At 35.1% G+C, this 17099-nt stretch carries 12 protein-coding genes; 8 read left to right on the top strand and 4 right to left on the bottom strand.

Annotated elements, in window-relative coordinates; all coding sequences use genetic code 11:
* Window positions 1-14: 14 nt before the first annotated feature.
* Window positions 15-1610, bottom strand: a complete 1596-nt coding sequence (gene gldJ / locus ABD745_RS16010; RefSeq protein WP_344832148.1) for a gliding motility lipoprotein GldJ — start codon at window positions 1608-1610, stop codon at window positions 15-17.
* Window positions 1611-1775: 165 nt separating this feature from the next.
* On the opposite strand from gldJ, the gene porU reads away from it, so the two are divergent.
* The 3 genes from porU (at window position 1776) to ABD745_RS16025 (ending at window position 9664) form a co-directional block, all read left to right on the top strand.
* On the top strand, window positions 1776-5675 hold the full coding sequence (porU, locus tag ABD745_RS16015) for a type IX secretion system sortase PorU (protein WP_344832151.1): 3900 nt from the start codon (window positions 1776-1778) through the stop codon (window positions 5673-5675).
* Window positions 5676-5735: 60 nt separating this feature from the next.
* Window positions 5736-6899: a type IX secretion system outer membrane channel protein PorV gene (porV, locus tag ABD745_RS16020; protein ID WP_344832153.1), complete on the top strand. Its 1164-nt coding sequence runs from the start codon at window positions 5736-5738 to the stop codon at window positions 6897-6899.
* Between the two features lie 479 nt (window positions 6900-7378).
* Window positions 7379-9664: an FUSC family protein gene (locus ABD745_RS16025; protein ID WP_344832155.1), complete on the top strand. Its 2286-nt coding sequence runs from the start codon at window positions 7379-7381 to the stop codon at window positions 9662-9664.
* Here ABD745_RS16025 and ABD745_RS16030 read toward each other — a convergent pair.
* Entirely contained in the window at window positions 9645-10259 is a 615-nt protein-coding gene (locus tag ABD745_RS16030; protein ID WP_344832158.1) for a 4'-phosphopantetheinyl transferase family protein, read from the bottom strand. The genes ABD745_RS16025 and ABD745_RS16030 overlap by 20 nt on opposite strands.
* Before the next feature lie 137 nt (window positions 10260-10396).
* Complete coding sequence (locus ABD745_RS16035; RefSeq protein ID WP_344832161.1) at window positions 10397-10927, bottom strand: HugZ family pyridoxamine 5'-phosphate oxidase; 531 nt, start codon at window positions 10925-10927, stop codon at window positions 10397-10399.
* 167 nt (window positions 10928-11094) lie between these two features.
* On the opposite strand from ABD745_RS16035, the gene ahcY reads away from it, so the two are divergent.
* The 3 genes from ahcY to ABD745_RS16050 all read left to right on the top strand — a co-directional run bounded on the left by ahcY (window position 11095) and on the right by ABD745_RS16050 (window position 14884).
* Window positions 11095-12411: an adenosylhomocysteinase gene (gene ahcY / locus ABD745_RS16040; protein ID WP_344832165.1), complete on the top strand. Its 1317-nt coding sequence runs from the start codon at window positions 11095-11097 to the stop codon at window positions 12409-12411.
* Window positions 12412-12778: 367 nt separating this feature from the next.
* Window positions 12779-13171: an inner membrane protein YiaA gene (gene yiaA, locus ABD745_RS16045; protein WP_047397905.1), complete on the top strand. Its 393-nt coding sequence runs from the start codon at window positions 12779-12781 to the stop codon at window positions 13169-13171.
* 150 nt (window positions 13172-13321) lie between these two features.
* Window positions 13322-14884 (top strand): BspA family leucine-rich repeat surface protein, encoded by a 1563-nt coding sequence (locus ABD745_RS16050; RefSeq protein ID WP_344832170.1) that lies wholly within the window; start codon window positions 13322-13324, stop codon window positions 14882-14884.
* 112 nt (window positions 14885-14996) lie between these two features.
* Here ABD745_RS16050 and purE read toward each other — a convergent pair whose 3' ends face one another.
* Window positions 14997-15500 (bottom strand): 5-(carboxyamino)imidazole ribonucleotide mutase, encoded by a 504-nt coding sequence (gene purE, locus ABD745_RS16055; RefSeq protein WP_344832173.1) that lies wholly within the window; start codon window positions 15498-15500, stop codon window positions 14997-14999.
* Between the two features lie 150 nt (window positions 15501-15650).
* Here purE and ABD745_RS16060 point away from each other — a divergent pair, with 150 nt between their 5' ends.
* Window positions 15651-16556: a DMT family transporter gene (locus tag ABD745_RS16060; protein WP_344832176.1), complete on the top strand. Its 906-nt coding sequence runs from the start codon at window positions 15651-15653 to the stop codon at window positions 16554-16556.
* Between the two features lie 6 nt (window positions 16557-16562).
* A complete protein-coding gene (locus tag ABD745_RS16065) occupies window positions 16563-17072 on the top strand; it encodes a hypothetical protein (protein WP_344832179.1) in 510 nt (169 codons plus the stop codon).
* Window positions 17073-17099: the final 27 nt, after the last annotated feature.

Consider the following 17099-nt stretch of genomic DNA (forward strand, 5'->3'; position numbering starts at 1 on the left):
TATTTTGATAAATATTATCTTCTTGTTCTAGCTTTCTCATTAGCTCTAGCATCCTGAGCAACACGGAATCCAATCCATCCGTAAGCTCTGTCCTCGCTCTTGTATCTTCTTTGTCCCGGATCCAGCCAATAAGCTGTATCTTGCCAAGAACCTCCTTTAATAACTCTAACATCATTAGAAATACCAGAAGTTCTCTCTTTTTTATCTTTTTGTAAAACTACTTTACCAGCAGCATCTACGATAAATCTTGTTTTAGGAGCATTGTACATATCGTATGAAGAAACCGAATCAGAAGCATTCCTATAATCCAGAGAAGACATTCTGTCTCCATCTCTATAGTTTCTGTAATCAGCAACAGTTTCTCTTTCGAACTGACCTGGAAGGTTTCTGTAAACCAATCTTCCGTCTGCTAAAGTATCGTACTTAATACTTCCTTCGTCTACCATTTTGTAAGTTCCGTCACCGTTTCTTACGATAGCCTGAGGCATATTTCCTCTATAATAGTTGAAATCACTGAAATCTTCGTCAATAAGCGGTCTGTAAACATCAGCTGTCCATTCTGCAACGTTTCCGTACATTCCGTAGATACCAAGATCATTAGAAGGATACTGTCTTACGTCAGAAGTTTTTGCTGAACCGTCATTTTTCCAACCCGCGATACCAGAATAGTCACCAGTTCCCATCTTGAAGTTTTCAAGGAACATACCTTTGTCTCTACCTTTAGTACCTCTTAGTTTTTCAATTTCAGGTTTTTTACCTTTATATTGATTGTACTCTCTGTTTTTAGCCATACCTAAAGCTGCATATTCCCATTCCACTTCAGTAGGAAGTCTGAATTTCGAAACCATTGCAGAATTCGGAGCTCTGTTAGCAGAAAGTAATCTTTGGTTTGTAGTTTTCAAACCAGATTTTTGCTGCATTCTTTTTTCATTGATATACCCTTGCATTTCAGGATCATTCGATTTGAATTTATCCATGTTAAATGCAGTTCCTCCTTGGTTATTGGATTCATTGATATACAAATCTTTAGCGATAATACCAGCTTGCATTAAAGCTTTTTCGTTCGCTCTGTCTGACAACCACTCGCAGTATCTGTTTGCCTGCGTCCAAGACACACCTACTACCGGATAGTAATCGAATTCAGGAGAACGGAAATACGTCTCGTTGTAATCATTTCTAGATAGTTTGTTGTCCCATAATAAGGTATCCGGCAAAGCGCCACTGTAGATTTCCTTAAAACTAGGATCACTTGGAGGGAATACGTACTTCAACCATGTCAGGTATTCGCGGTATTCGTAGTTAGTAATTTCAGTTTCCCCGATAAAGAACGAACTTACCTGCATTCTGCGAGGCGAGTTATTCCAATCGTGCATAACATCATCTTTCACTAATCCCATTGTAAAAGTTCCACCTTCTACATATACCATTCCCGGCCAACCTTTCTGCTTTTGTTGCTTTCCTGCAAAAAACCAACCTTGTTTCTCGTTTGGTTTCCAACCTGTTTTGCTGACAAATTTTTTAGTACCGCCGCCATTATTAGATCCTCCGCAACTGGTTAATGCAAGTGTAGAACTTAATGCTATTAATGAAAACAACTTTAGTTTTTTCATAGTCGATATAAATATTTTCAAGAGTACAAAGAAAAAATAAATTATTCAATAAATCAAGTAAAGAGTTGATTTTTTTGAAAAACGTTAACAAATTAATTTTATTGTATCACAATTTAATTATAAAATTTTCATTTATTTTGTAATTCAGAAATTTCAATAATAAACATGAAACAAAAAATCTTACTTTTATTTTTACTAAGCTTTGTATCATCGCTCTGGTCTCAAAGAATAGCCATCGAATGGGACGGCTCTAAAATTAAAGACTTTGGTGATACAAAACTAAATCTCCCAAATTTTAAAAATCAAGGATTTTCGTTCAGCCAAAATAACATTTTTATAACAACGAAACAACAAGTTGGAGAAAAGCAGCTAAAAATTTCTAATCCTGTATGGGAAAATATTTCCAGCAGAGATTTATTTGAGCTGAGTAAAGATCTCCTTCCTGATTATGAGGTAAAAGATGTTACTTACTATTACCTCGAGGGTGAGAAGTATGCTAGTATTAATGTTTCTTTATTTAAAAAAGTAAAGGGACAGGTGCAGAGATTGTCTTCATTTGAAATTTCAGAGACCAATCTTTCCAACAGTATCGGAAGTACTTTAAAAGTTGGAACGACAAACAATCCTTTATCAACAGGAAATTTTTATAAAATAAAAGTTGATAAGTCCGGAATTTTTAAAGTTACAAAACAGTTTTTACAGGATAATGGTATTAATCCGTCGTCTGTAAATCCCAAAAATTTCAGAATTTACGGAAACGGAGGAATTATGCTTCCGGAATATAACCAAGATGTAAAATACAGCGCTCTTCAGGAAAACGCAATTCAGGTTGTAGGAGAAGATGACGGTGTGTGGAATGATAACGATTATGCATTGTTTTACGCTCAAGGTCCAAATGGCTATAATCTTTACAATACATCAAACGGAAATGGCTTTAAGAGGGTAGACACAAGAAATGACAGAACTGAAGGCGTAAAAAATATTTATGAAGATTATTCTTATTATTATATAAATTTCGACAAAGGCCCGGGAAAAAGAGTGCAGCCTGTGGATATAAATTTACCTACTACTCCATTAATTACCCGATTCGACAATTATCAGGTAATAAATAATGACCAAAAAAACCTGATGAAAGTGGGAAGACTTTGGGTAGAGGATACTCCGTTTACTACAGATAAAGCTATAACTTTCAGTACTGCTTCTCCAATTCAGGGTGGTGATGTTATCAGATACAGAACCCAGGTAGTTGGGTATAAATCCCAGCAAAATACAATTACATTTAATATTAATAACCAAAATCCTTTACCTCAGACCATACCACCTGCCAATACGAGTGGTACAAACGAATTTTATCCTGCTAATTATTCCGGAACAATTACGGGATTGAGTGGAAGCCAGATTACAATTAATCTTAAACCGGATATCACAGTAAACCCTAATGGAGTTTTCTATGTTGACTATGCGGAAGTACAGTATAAAGATAATTTGAGTTTCAATGGAACCCAGATGAGTTTCAGAGACTTTTCATTAGCAAGCGGAAGCAATACTACGTATGGTTTCAGCTTATCTAATGCTTCTGCGGCAGAACAAATCTGGGATGTTACAGACATTACAAATGCCAACAGAAGAGTAAATAAGGCAGCAGGAAATACTACTTTCAATTTTGCCTATGCAGCCGTTGATCAAAATTTCAACAATGAATTTGTTGCTTTTAGAGCCGATGCAGCTTTTAGCCCTCAGTTTATAGGAAGAATTAACAATCAAAACCTTTCGGCATTACAAAATGTAGATTATCTAATCATTACAGTGCCTGAAATGATGGGACAAGCTCAAAGACTTGCAAATTATCATCAGACAAAAAACAATTATAATGTACAGATTATAGATACTGATAAAATTTATAATGAATTTGGCAGCGGCAGCAGAGATCTTACAGCAATCCGAGATTTTGTAACTAAACTGAACACTCCTTTGGGAACTTTAAAGTATGTATTCATTTTAGGAGATACTTCTTATGATTTCAAAAACAGATTACCTAATAATACAAACGTTGTTACGAGCTACCAAAGTGAAAATTCTGTGGATGTTGTCAGATCTTATGTAACTGATGATTATATTGTCATGACAAAGCCACAAACTACTCAATATATAGAGTCTAATTTGCCAGATCTTCCTGTCGGCAGACTTCCTGCAGGAAATGTTACTGAAGCAACAAATATGATAGATAAAACATTGGCATATTACAACAGCTTATCAGGACAATCTACTCCTTTCGGGGAATGGAAAATGAAACTGGATTTCGTAGTGGATGATGATAATGACGGAGGCGTACCTTTCCACACGGTAATGAATAATTCTCTGGTTACGGTTTTTGAGCAGCCTTCTTCTACAAACCTTAAGGAATACAACGTAAGAAAACTGTATTTAGATGCTTTCCAGGCGCAAAGTACGGCGGGCGGACAAAGATATCCTCAGGTAAATCAAGCGATTTCCAATGATATTGGTAACAGCTTGTATCTATTCTATTTCGGGCATGGAGGTATTAACGGATGGGCTCAGGAAAGAGTTTTAACATTAACTGAAATTCAAAATGCCAATAATTTCTCCAATGTATACAGCAGATTCCCATTTGTATCGACCATCACTTGTGAATTTACACTTTGGGACGAACCGGACACTTCTTCTGCAGGCGAACAGTTCCTTAAGCTTAAGCAAGGAGGTCCTGCTACAATGATTACTTCAAGTCGTGCTATTGATGTAATTTATGGTATTGATTTTACTAATTTATTTACTCAAAATATCTTCAAGCTTACAAGTGACGATTTTGACACTTTAGGATATGCACATTTGAACGCTAAAAAGCAAAAAGGTGTTGCAACAGATCACTTAAAAGTAAATTTCCTGGGAGATCCGGCAATGAAGCTAAGCAGACCTAAAAGATTATTAGTGATTGACAATATCGAAAGCCCTGTTCCCGGATTGATCAGAGGATTGGACTTTGTTAAAGTTAAAGGTCACATCAACAATCCGAACGGAACGGTAAATACTACTTTCAACGGAAGAGTTGTGATCAATATTTTCGATAAAAGATTAAATAAAACAACTTTAAATAATGACGGCGGATTAACTCCGGTTCTGGCTTATACAGAAGAAGGAAGTGCTATTGTAAAAGCCTCAGGAATGGCAGTAAACGGTGTTTTCACAGTAGAATTCTATGTCCCTAAAGATATTAATTATGCAGTTGGTGAAGGTAGGATTTTAGGATATGCAGATAATAAAGCGAGCGATGTATTCAACAATCAGGCAGTACAGGTTGGTGATATTAATCCGAACGGAATCAATGATAATGAGCCTCCAAAAGTAAAATTATACATGAACAATACCAACTTCGCGGATGGCGGTATTACAGACCAAAATCCTATGTTACTGGCATGTGTTACAGATGATACAGGAATTAATTCAACAGGTTCTGGTATTGGTCACGATATTACAGTATATTTGGACGGTCAAATTATTAATACTGTTGTATTGAATGATTTCTATGCATCAGGTGAAGGAAACGGATGTTTAAGCCCAAGTTTGGCAGATTATCAGAAAGGAAATGTAACCTACCCTTTCAGAAATCTGGCAATAGGACAGCATCAATTAACATTTAAAGTTTGGGATATAAACAATAATTCGACGACTGCGACGTTAAACTTTGAGGTTAAGGACGAAGCCGATCAGCATTTGATCATCAACAGACCGTTGAACTGGCCGAATCCGTTTACCAACAAAACGTACATTCAGTTTGAGCATAATTGTGACGATATTCTTGATGTGAATGTCCAAATTTATACAATTACAGGAAAATTGGTAAGAACTTTATCTACACCTGTAGTTGCAGAACCTTTCCTACAGGGCTTTAGAACGCCACGTCAGGCAATAGAATGGGACGGAAGAGACGATTTTGGGTCCACAGTTGCAAAAGGTACGTATATTTTTAAGATATTTGCAAAAAGTCAAAATCAAGAAAAATGCAAAGGAAGTGCTACAGCTGTAGAAAAAATGGTACTTTTGAAATAATTTTAAAACGATAACAGTAATAATATTAACAAAAAACTGATAATATATAAAAGACAACATATGAATTTAACTACTAAACTGCTTTTAGGAATTGGGTTAAGTGCTGGTTTTTTAGGCTATTCTCAAGATTTAAGTCTTGTAAGACCAGTGTTGACAGGAGCTCCCTTTCTAAGAATTGCTCCGGATGCAAGAGCCGGAGGTATGGGAGATCAAGGGGTGGTAACCTCTCCTGATGCATTTTCTCAATTCTGGAATGCTGCGAAATATCCTTTTAGCAGAACAAGTTCTTCCGTAGGGTTAAGCTATACACCTTATATGTCGAAACTTACCAATGATGTGTTTTTATTATATGGAGCGTTCCATAAATTCTTAGGGCAGGAAGAAAGATCTACCATCTCTGCGAGTATCTATTACTTCAATATGGGTGAAGTAGATTTAACTCAATTAGTAGGAAATGATGTCACTTCAATGGGTACATCAAAGCCAAACGAATTCTCTATCGACGTTGCTTATGGTCTTAAACTTTCAGATTCTTACTCAATGGCTGTTACGGGTAGATTTATCCGTTCAGATTTAGCCGGAGGTTTCAACACAGATACTACCCTGAAACCGGCAAACTCTTTTGCAGTAGACGTTTCAGGTTACTATACTTCTCCTAAATTCTCTGGTTTCGGAGGTATGGACGGTAAATTGAACGCCGGTTTCGCTGTTCAGAACTTAGGTCCGAAATTAGATTACACAGGAAATGAAGAATCAAGATCTTATCTTCCGACAATGGCAAGATTAGGACTTGGTTACGATTTGTTTCTTGATGATATGAACAAAGTAGGAATCAGCTTTGAAGGTTCTAAAATCTTAGTTCCGGGTTCAGAATACGTTGGAATGGATCCGAATACAAGACAGCCGATCTACGAAGTACCAAACGTAGGACCAATTGCAGGTATCGGAAAATCTTTCAAGAACAAAAACTCTATCATGATGAGTGGTGCTTTGGAATATTCTTATGACAACGCATTTGCTGTAAGAACAGGTTATTTCCACGAAAGTGAAGAGCAGGGAGCAAGACAGTTTGCTACAGCAGGTATCGGATTAAAGTACCGTTCTTTCGGTCTTGATATTTCTTATCTGATCAATATGTCTAAAATTAATACAGCATTGGATAACACCCTTCGTTTCGGTCTTACTTGGAACATCGGTGATGAAACATCTAACGTAGATTATTAAAAAATATAAAACATATAGTTTTTAAAAAAGTCTCATATTTTATGGGACTTTTTTTATTTTTAAAAGCTTTCAGTCACTTGTAATTATTTTTTTAGGAGCTATTTCACGCTATCCGCTCATACTCCTCGCGCCAAAGCTCTTTCCAACCCTTGCTGTGGGGTAACCGCTACTATCGTGGCTAGGACTTTGTATGTCATTTCAACATCCCGAAATAATGACAAGAGTTGTTAATCTGTTCCTATTTTAAATTATTTCTAAAATCATATTATAAAATATAAAAACCACTCCGTCAAAAATTCTAAAGAATTTTTGCCACCCCTCCAAAGGAGAGGAATTTCAAAGCTCATATTTTTATAAAGATATTCACACTTGACTTACGGAGTAAAATTGACAATTGATATCTTAAAATCTTTCAAAAAATTAACAAATCACTTACAAAGTAAAACCTACAATTCATATTTAACTCTTATTTTTGTAGTATGAACTATTCAGCGGAACTCAAAAAATTCGTAACCAGTCAATATGTATATTCTGCTATCAGAATTACATTAGCTACTGTTTTGCCATGTCTGGTTCTCGCCCACTTTGGGATTTTAAAAGAATATTTCCTTTTTCCGCTCGGTACGAGTTTCGTGGCTCTGACTGATCAGCCGGGACCTTTCATCCGACGAAGAAATGCTTTAACTTTTGCTATTATCTGTTTCGTTTTGGTTGCATTGATCGCCAGTTTGGTCATGAATTTTAAAATTCTGGTCTTTGCGGAAATTATTGTCTTTGGAATGTTCTTCTCTTTAATCGGAGTTTACGGACAGAGACTGGCTGCAGTCGGCTCTCTGTCTTTGGTTGTACTCGCCATCTTTATTGACGGGCATTTGACGGGAACTAATATTTTTAAAAGTTTATTAATTTTCGCATCGGGTTGCGCTTGGTTTTTATTAATATTTTTAATTGTAACAACCATTCAGCCTTACAAACTGGCAAGTCAGATGATTGGAGAAAACTACCTTCAATTAGCCGAATTTTTAAAGATTAAAGCCAATTATTACCAGAAAAATCCCGACTTCGATAAACTGACAACACAGGTTATCGCCAAACAGATTGAAATAAAAAATCTTCAGGAAGAAACCAGAGAAACCGTTTTTAAAACAAGAACAATCGTTAATGAATCAACGACGACAAGCCGTTTGTTAATGCTGATGTTTTTAAATTCGATGGATCTTCATGAAAAACTAATGACTTCGGAAAGTGATTATCAAAAATTACAGCAGAGCTTCGATGATACTACGATTTTGGTGAATATTCATGATTATCTTAATCTACTTGCCGAAGAAATTACCAACATCGGGATTTCACTTCAAATCGGAACGAGGGCAAAACCTATGTTTAATCTTGAAGTTGAATTAAGAAGTTTAAATCATCATTATTTCGATCTCAGAAATAAACAGATTTCTCCTGATAATTTCGAAAACTTTATGGTTTTGCGCCAGATTTTAATGCGTATCAATGAAATTACAAAAGAAATTAATGAGATTTACAAAGTTTTTTCACAAAATGTAAAGCTGGCAAAAAGTCTTTCAACAGGGTTAGATTTAAAAAAGTTTATGCCGAATGAAGAGAAGCTTAATTTTAAAGTTTTAAAAAATAATATTTCACTTTCTTCTTCACACTTTCGCCATGCCCTGAGAATCACGATTGCTTTGTTACTTGGATATTTGTTTTCATTATTTCAGCTTTTGGGAATCGGACACACGTATTGGATATTAATCACGATTGTTGCGATTTTAAAACCAGCCTACTCTATTACCAAACAGAGAAATCTTCTTCGTCTGTACGGAACCATTGCCGGAGCCTCGATCGCTTACGGAATTCTTCATTTTGTTAAGATTAATGAGGTTTTGTTTACCATTCTTTTATTGAGCATGATTATGTGTTTCAGCTTTTTGAAAGGACGATATTTTTGGGCTGTTTTATTTATGACAATTTATGTATTCCTGAGCTTTAATTTTTTAAGTCCGGGAAAAGTAGATATTATTTTCAAAGACAGAATTGTTGATACAATTGTTGCAGGAGTTATTACTTCATTAGTTGCTTATATTGTACTTCCGGTTTGGGAGCATACCCAGAATTTAGATTTAATGAAAAAATCTGCAGAATCTAATTTAATGTATTTCCAAAGTGTGATTTCTAAATTTTTGGAAGAAGATTTTGATGTTGAAGATTATAAAGTAAAACGTAAAAATGCTATTATTTCGTTAGCGAATCTTTCCGACAACTTTCAAAGGATGATTTCTGATCCTAAAAATCAACAGAAAAAACTGGAAGTTGTGCATCAGTTTGTGGCAACTTCACATCTTATCACTGCTTACACCGCTTCCCTGTCTCAATATGTGAAAGACGACGAAAAATATCCAGAAATAGATGCAGAAGGCTGGAGCAGAAAAATTGAGGCAGAAATGCAAAAGGTTACCAATCTTCTGAACGGAGATAAAATAACGGAAACATTAAAAAAAGAAAGCCGTATCGAGCCGGAAGATTCTTCTCTTGATGATCTTATTTTAAAAAGAAGAACTGAATTAATTGAAAATGAAAGCTACGATTTAAGAGATCCGAATAAAATTTCACACTTGACGGAGCTTAAAAATATTCATGATATTCTGGAACTGATTTTTGATGTTGCCAAAGAACAGAGAAAAGTGATTGAAAAATACAAAAATGAGTCTAAAGATATCGAAATGATTGAAACGACTATTCCTCAACAATCGTAAAACAGTAATCATCAAAGAATTCTACTCTGGCTTTAAGTTCATCAGAAAACTGTTCATCGTAAACCCTGCATTTAATAAGATGAAGATGTTTTAATTCAAAAGGTCTTACTTCATAATGTTTTTTTAACGACCAATGTTTGGAATGATGAATTTTGTACATACTTTCCTTCACACTCCAAATAATTGTGTAAAAAGTCACTTCTTTATCAAAAGGAATGAAACCTCTTTCATTTTTATAAGTGAATTTGTCGATGACCCTTAAAATTTTAGGATTAAATTTCTCAATGTCAATCCCTATTTTATTTTTAGAAATGGCGATCGCAGCAAATGGAAAAGAATGTGTAATTGAGATTTCTGCATCTTTCGGAGACAAAAAAGGTTCTCTTTCTTTATATAATATTTTTGAATGCGGTTTTAAACCTTTCAATAATTTACGAACCATCAAAACCTCCAACAATTTTTTCGGGTGATAATCTTTTACTTTCTCTGCATTTTCGGGCTCTAAAAGTTTATTGATATCCAAATCTTCCGTTTCATCGTACTTCCATACGAGAATCGTGGCATTGTCATCTGAAAAATCGCGGTAAAGAGGCATGGTTTATTTTATTTTGCAAAAGTAATAAAAAGATAATTACTTATAGCTTTGATAAAATCATGCAAAAATTCAACCATAAAAAATAGGTTAATCCATTTCTGAAAAAACCTATCTTTATTTAAATATAGAATTTCAATTTATTTAGACTGATGATTTACATCGTTTCTATGTTCCATAATTTCAAGATTCTGATCTACAAAATAAGCACTTCCGAATCCGTTTACATAAGAACCTTTCACTGGATGAAGACCGATTAAGATAAAATCTTTCATTTCAGCAATTACATCAACCACTTTTCCGTGAGTTTCTTTTAATTGAGAAACAACTGCGTTCCAGATTTCAGAGTCCTTTTCAACCTGAGAAGTTGATGCTTCTATTGTTAATCTTTCACGAGCATAGATCTGTTTTGTAGCAGATTCATCTTCAATAAACATTACTGAAGTTTTTCTTCCGTCAGCAAGATTTTTTGTATGTTTCGCCATGAAAGAAACCAAAATATAAAATGTATTTTCTACCTGCACAAATGGTGCATAACTCGAATTAGGTGTTCCTTCTGCATCTACCGTTGCTAAAATTACACTTTTAGTTCTTTCAATTAATTCCTTTACTTTCGGAGTCAATGGTTTTGCTTCTTTTTTAGCTTCTTCCTGAGTACTTGTATGATTCATATATAAAGATTTATTTCTACAAAAATAGTTTATTTAGAATAAAGAAAAATAATTTTCTGTTATGTATAATTTCATATAATTGATCTGATGCTGCGTTTTTTTATCTTAATTATTAATTGTAATTTTGCATCTTATTATAATTTGAATTTAAACTTATTCATTAACATATGAGTACTACAACACAATACGTTCCTTATAAAGTTAAGGACATCTCCCTTGCAGAATGGGGAAGAAAAGAAATTACCCTTGCAGAAGCAGAAATGCCAGGTTTGATGTCTATCCGTGAAGAATACGGGCCATCTCAACCGCTTAAAGGTGCAAGAATCGCAGGATGTCTACACATGACCATCCAAACGGCTGTACTTATCGAGACTTTGGTAGCTTTAGGAGCTGAAGTTACTTGGTCTTCTTGTAATATTTTCTCTACACAAGATCACGCTGCTGCTGCAATCGCTGCTGCAGGAATCCCTGTTTACGCTTGGAAAGGTCTTAATGAAGAAGAATTCGACTGGTGTATCGAACAAACTTTATTCTTCGGTGAAGACAGAAAACCATTAAACATGATTTTGGATGATGGTGGAGATTTAACGAATATGGTTTTCGACAGATACCCGGAATTCACAAAAGATATCAAAGGACTTTCTGAAGAAACTACAACCGGAGTTCACAGATTGTACGAAAGAATGAAGAACGGAACTTTGGTAATGCCTGCAATCAACGTGAACGATTCAGTTACTAAGTCTAAATTCGACAACAAATACGGATGTAAAGAATCTGCAGTAGATGCTGTAAGAAGAGCGACAGACCTTATGCTGGCTGGAAAAAGAGTGGTAGTTTGCGGATACGGAGACGTAGGTAAGGGTACTGCGGCCTCTTTCAGAGGAGCTGGTTCTATCGTTACTGTTACTGAGATCGATCCAATTTGTGCACTTCAGGCTGCAATGGACGGTTACGAAGTAAAAAGATTAGATACAGTTGTCGATAACGCTGATATTATCATCACAACTACAGGTAACTTCAACATTGTAAGAGGAGAGCATTTCCTAAAAATGAAAGATAAAGCTGTTGTTTGTAACATCGGTCACTTCGATAACGAAATCGATATGGCTTGGTTGAACGAAAACTACGGTTCTACAAAATCTGAAGTGAAGCCTCAAGTAGATATCTACACATTGGAAGGTGGTAAAGAAGTGATCATTCTTGCAGAAGGTAGATTGGTAAACTTAGGTTGCGCAACAGGACACCCAAGTTTTGTAATGTCTAACTCTTTCTCTAACCAGACTTTGGCTCAAATCGAACTTTGGAACAACTCTGCAGCGTACAAAAACGAAGTTTATATGTTACCTAAACATTTAGATGAAAAAGTTGCTGCTTTACACCTTAAAAAATTAAGCGTTGAGTTAGAAGTTCTTTCTCCGGAACAAGCTGAATATATCGGAGTTGATGTAAAAGGACCTTACAAACCTGAATACTACAGATACTAAGAATTGTCATCCTGAGTTTATCGAAGGATCTCAACATATAGAAACTCTCCAATTTTTTGGGGAGTTTTTTGTTTTTAGGAGCTATTTCCAGCTATCCGCTCATACTCCTCGCTCCAAAGCTTTCCAACACCAAGCCCCTCTACTTTCCTATTCAAGCTGTGGGGTAACCGCTACTATCTGGGCTAGGAAATTATCTGTTTCAAATTTTAGTTTCTTTGCTTTGAAACCACCCCGTCAAAAATTCTTCCGAAACTTCGATATTCTTCTAAAGGAGGGAATTTTCGTACAATAAAATTTCTGTATTTCAGTTGTTGGAGACAATCAAATAAAAATGATATATTTGAAGCCTTTAACAAAAACATTAAACATGAAAAAGCAAAATGTGTCAACCGCATTTATCGCGGCATCTTGGGTTGCCTTAGGAGCCGGAATGATCGGTTTTATCGTTGGTCTTGCCAGAGCTGAAATGCAGCTTAACGAAAAAGGATATTATTTCACTATTCTATTGTACGGTTTATTCGCCGTAGTTTCTTTACAGAAAGCAGTTCGAGACAGATTGGAAAACATTAAAGTAACAGATATTTATTACGGAATCTGTTGGTTTGCTACCCTTTCTTCTATCGTTTTATTAGCTATCGGACTTTGGAACGCCACAATCCTGCCAAGTGAAAAAGGTTTCTATGGATTTGCCTTCTTACTGGCACTTTTCGGAGCAATCGCCGTTCAGAAAAATACCCGAGACAATATGCTTCAGGAATAAATTATTAGACTCTCCAAATTCGGAGAGTTTTTTATTTTAAATAGTTTTCATAAAATTATTTTTGTTAAAGTTTTTTATTTGTATCTAGAAATTCTTCAATATTTTAAAGAATTTATTACTTTTACAGCAAATAATTCACAAAATATTGACATGTTTAAAAAACTACTAGCCTTTTTTTTATTTATTTTCTTAATTCAAATTACCAATGCTCAGAACGAGTTCATTACGATCTGGAAACCAAATACCTCAACCCATAATTTAATGAATCCTGTAATGCCTTCTGTAGCGGGAGACGGACAGATCTGGTTTCCCGGAATTGGAGAAAACTATAAAATTGTATGGGAAGAAGTTGGTTTTCCCTCACACACCGGGACAATGAATGATGTAACTTCTGCCGAACGTGTTTTAATAGATTTCGGAACTCCTCTTAATCCTAACGTGACTAATGCTACCTATAGAGTCAAAGTTTCCAATGGAAACGGTATTTTCAGACAAATAAAATTCGGAAAAAATGTAATTTCTTCAAGTCTTATTACTGATGTTCCTGTCATTTCAACTTCAGGAAGTACAAATAAAATCGTCGAGATTGAGCAATGGGGAAATATTCAATGGGAATCAATGAATAATGCTTTTGCACAGTGCATGACCATAGAACTTACCGCCACAGACTCTCCTGATCTTTCTAATGTAGAAGATGCTTCAATGATGTTCAATAATGCTTTTAATTTTAAAGGAGCTCCTTCTATGGCAAATTGGGATACTTCTCATATCAAGAACTTTAAATATATGTTCGGATATCTTGCTTCCCCACCTATAAGCTTTACGCTGAATGAATCTTTCAATGCACCAATAGGATCATGGGATATGTCTTCTGCCGAGGATCTCAGTTATATGCTGATGAGAAGAAAAGTCTTTAATCAGAATTTAAACAACTGGAATGTTTCAAAAGTGACTAATATGGCCTATATGCTTGCAGAAATGGAGGTTTATAATCAGCCAATGAACAATTGGAATACTTCAAAAGTTACCAACATGACTTTTATGTTTCACTTTAATCCGGTTTTCAACCAACCGCTCGATCAGTGGAATACATCTAATGTAACAAATATGGGACACATGTTTCATGGATGTGATGCCTTCAACCAATCAATCAATGTTTGGAATACAAGTAAAGTTACTGATATGAATACGATGTTTAATGAAGCCACCAGTTTTAATCAAAGTTTACAGGATTGGAATATTCCTGCTCTTGTTTCAGCAAATAATATGTTCTTAAACTCAGGAATCAATTGTGAAAATTACAGTAAAATTCTTTATGGATGGGCTCATAATCCGAACACGGCAGATAATGTTTTTTTACAGAGTCTAAGTCCGCTGGTTTATTCTGGCGCAGTTACCAACGAAAGAAACACGCTTATAGGTAAAGGCTGGACAATTAATGGAGATTCTGCAGCTGAATGCAGCTTTTTGGGAACTTCCGAGATAAAAAATACAAATGAGACCGGCATTTATCCAAATCCTGCAACAAATTTTATTTACGTAAAAAATTCTGATGCTAAAAATTATACGATTTTCGACCAAAGTGGAAGAATTGTTGCAAGAGGTATTTTAGTTAACGGAGAAATCAATATTGAGACTTTAACTGCCGGGAATTATGTCTTACAGATTAATTCCAGAGGAAAAAGTCAATCCTTTAAATTCATCAAAAAATAAAAAAAGCCTCACAAAATGTGAGGCTTTTTAATGAATTGTGTAAATGGTCAATTCATTCATTGCCGATTTTAAATATAAAGTATGAATTTAAAATTGATCATTTACAAAACACTTATTTATCAAAATGGTTCGGATGCTGAGCTTTAATGTCGTCCACCGTTCCCAATACTTTATCCTTCAAAGAATCCTGATATTTCTGGATATTTTCGGAAACCTGTTCGTCTGCGCTTCCGATAATTTTTGCGGCTAAAATTCCGGCATTCAAGGCACCATTTAGAGCCATTGTCGCTACCGGAATTCCTCCCGGCATCTGAAGAATCGATAATACGGAATCCCAACCGTCAATAGAATTACTCGACAAAATCGGAACACCAATCACAGGTAAAGTTGTACAACTTGCCACCATTCCCGGAAGATGTGCTGCTCCTCCTGCTCCGGCAACGATTACTTTTAGTCCCCTCTCTTTCGCCGTTTTTGCATATTCAAACATTCTTTCCGGAGTTCTGTGTGCAGAAACTACCGTTAGTTCATAGGGAATATCCAAAGATTTCAAAAAATTTGCCGCCTGTTCCATGATCGGTAAGTCGCTCTGACTTCCCATAATAATTCCTACCATTCTTCAATTTTATTAGATGTTCAAAGATAAAGAATTAATGATGTTATTGCAAAAAAGGCGCAAAAGTTGTTCTGTTACCCTAATAACTCAGGAAACTGTATCCATCGATTGAGTTTCAGAATAAATACTTTTGTAATTACATATTATATTTTGAAAGATTATAAACTTACTCTTGCCATTTTCACTGTTGCCATCGTTTGGGGCACCACCTTTTTGTCGATTCGTGTGGCAGTAGAAACTATTCCGGCGTGGTTTGTAGCGGGAATCAGACAGTTTCTAGCTTCGATTATCATGCTTTGTATTCTTCTTTATCGTGGACAGTTTCAATGGATCGGTTGGAAAAATTTGGGTTATCAGCTTATTTTTTCGTCATTAATGCTGATCATCGCAAACGGATTGACAACCGTGGCAGAGGAGACATTGACAAGTAGTCTGACTTCATTAATCAGCGCTACTTCTCCTATTGTTGTGTTTTTGGGAAGTGTCGCTCTCGGCTTACAAAAATTCACATTCAGAGCATTGGTCGGTCTTTTGATGTGTTTCGGAGGAATTCTCTTTATTTTCTGGGACGGAATAAAAGATCTCGCCAATCCCGATTACCGATTCGGAATTTTACTTTTATTCTTCGCCATTGCAGGTTGGGCTTCGGGAACGATTTTTACTAAGAAAATGAATATTCAATCCAGTAATATTTCTTTAAATCTCTTTTACCAGTTTGCTTTTGCCGGAATTGTACAGATTATTTTCGCCTTCTTATTTTCAGAAAATTATAATTTTGGAAATTGGACGTTGAAAAGTATTTCTGCCATGATTTATCTGTCGGTTTTCGGTTCTGTAGCGGCATTTTTCGCGTATCATTATGCGTTGACAAAAGTTTCCCCAGTTCAGGTTTCTATTTTGGCTTATTTCAACACTATAATTTCTATATTTTTGAGCTGGCTGATTTTGGATGAAGAAATTTCCCTGAAATTTGTTCTTGCCGCAGTTTTGATTATTTTTGGAGTGTTTGTAATTAATTATAATCCACAGATGTTTAAAAAGCAAAGAATTGAGTAAAATCTTATGATCGAAATACTTGAGAATATCTATTATTTTTTAGCAAAAATACTTCCATATTCTTTTGGAACTATGTTTATTGGCTTTTTAATAGCTTTCGTAGCAAATTCCATTAAAAAATCAAAAGTTCAAAATATAGGAATTGCTCTATTAGTACAAGGATTTGTTTTAGCATTTATAATGATAGTTCTACAAACTGTAATTCTCAAAAAAATTAAAGATGAAGTTTTAGAAATACTTTCAGATCTTAAAACTCAACTTATTGTCTCTAGGAATGATTTCGAAATTCTTCCTCACGATCTAAAAAAAGAATTACTCAAAATTCAAGATATACCAACTAATCATAGTCACCCCGAAGATGAAAAAACAATTGAAGTGATTTCTCCAAAAGGAATTTTTAAAATAACTATAGCAAGAGATTCCAACAATAAGAATCAATTTTGGATTTTTACGGATAAATATGAATTCAGTAAAAAAAGTGAGATTGGAAAGGTAAATTCCAACCTCATTAAATAATTATTCTACACGAAATAATTTTAATTA

The organism is Chryseobacterium ginsenosidimutans, assembly GCF_039536845.1.
Classification (GTDB): domain Bacteria; phylum Bacteroidota; class Bacteroidia; order Flavobacteriales; family Weeksellaceae; genus Chryseobacterium; species Chryseobacterium ginsenosidimutans_B.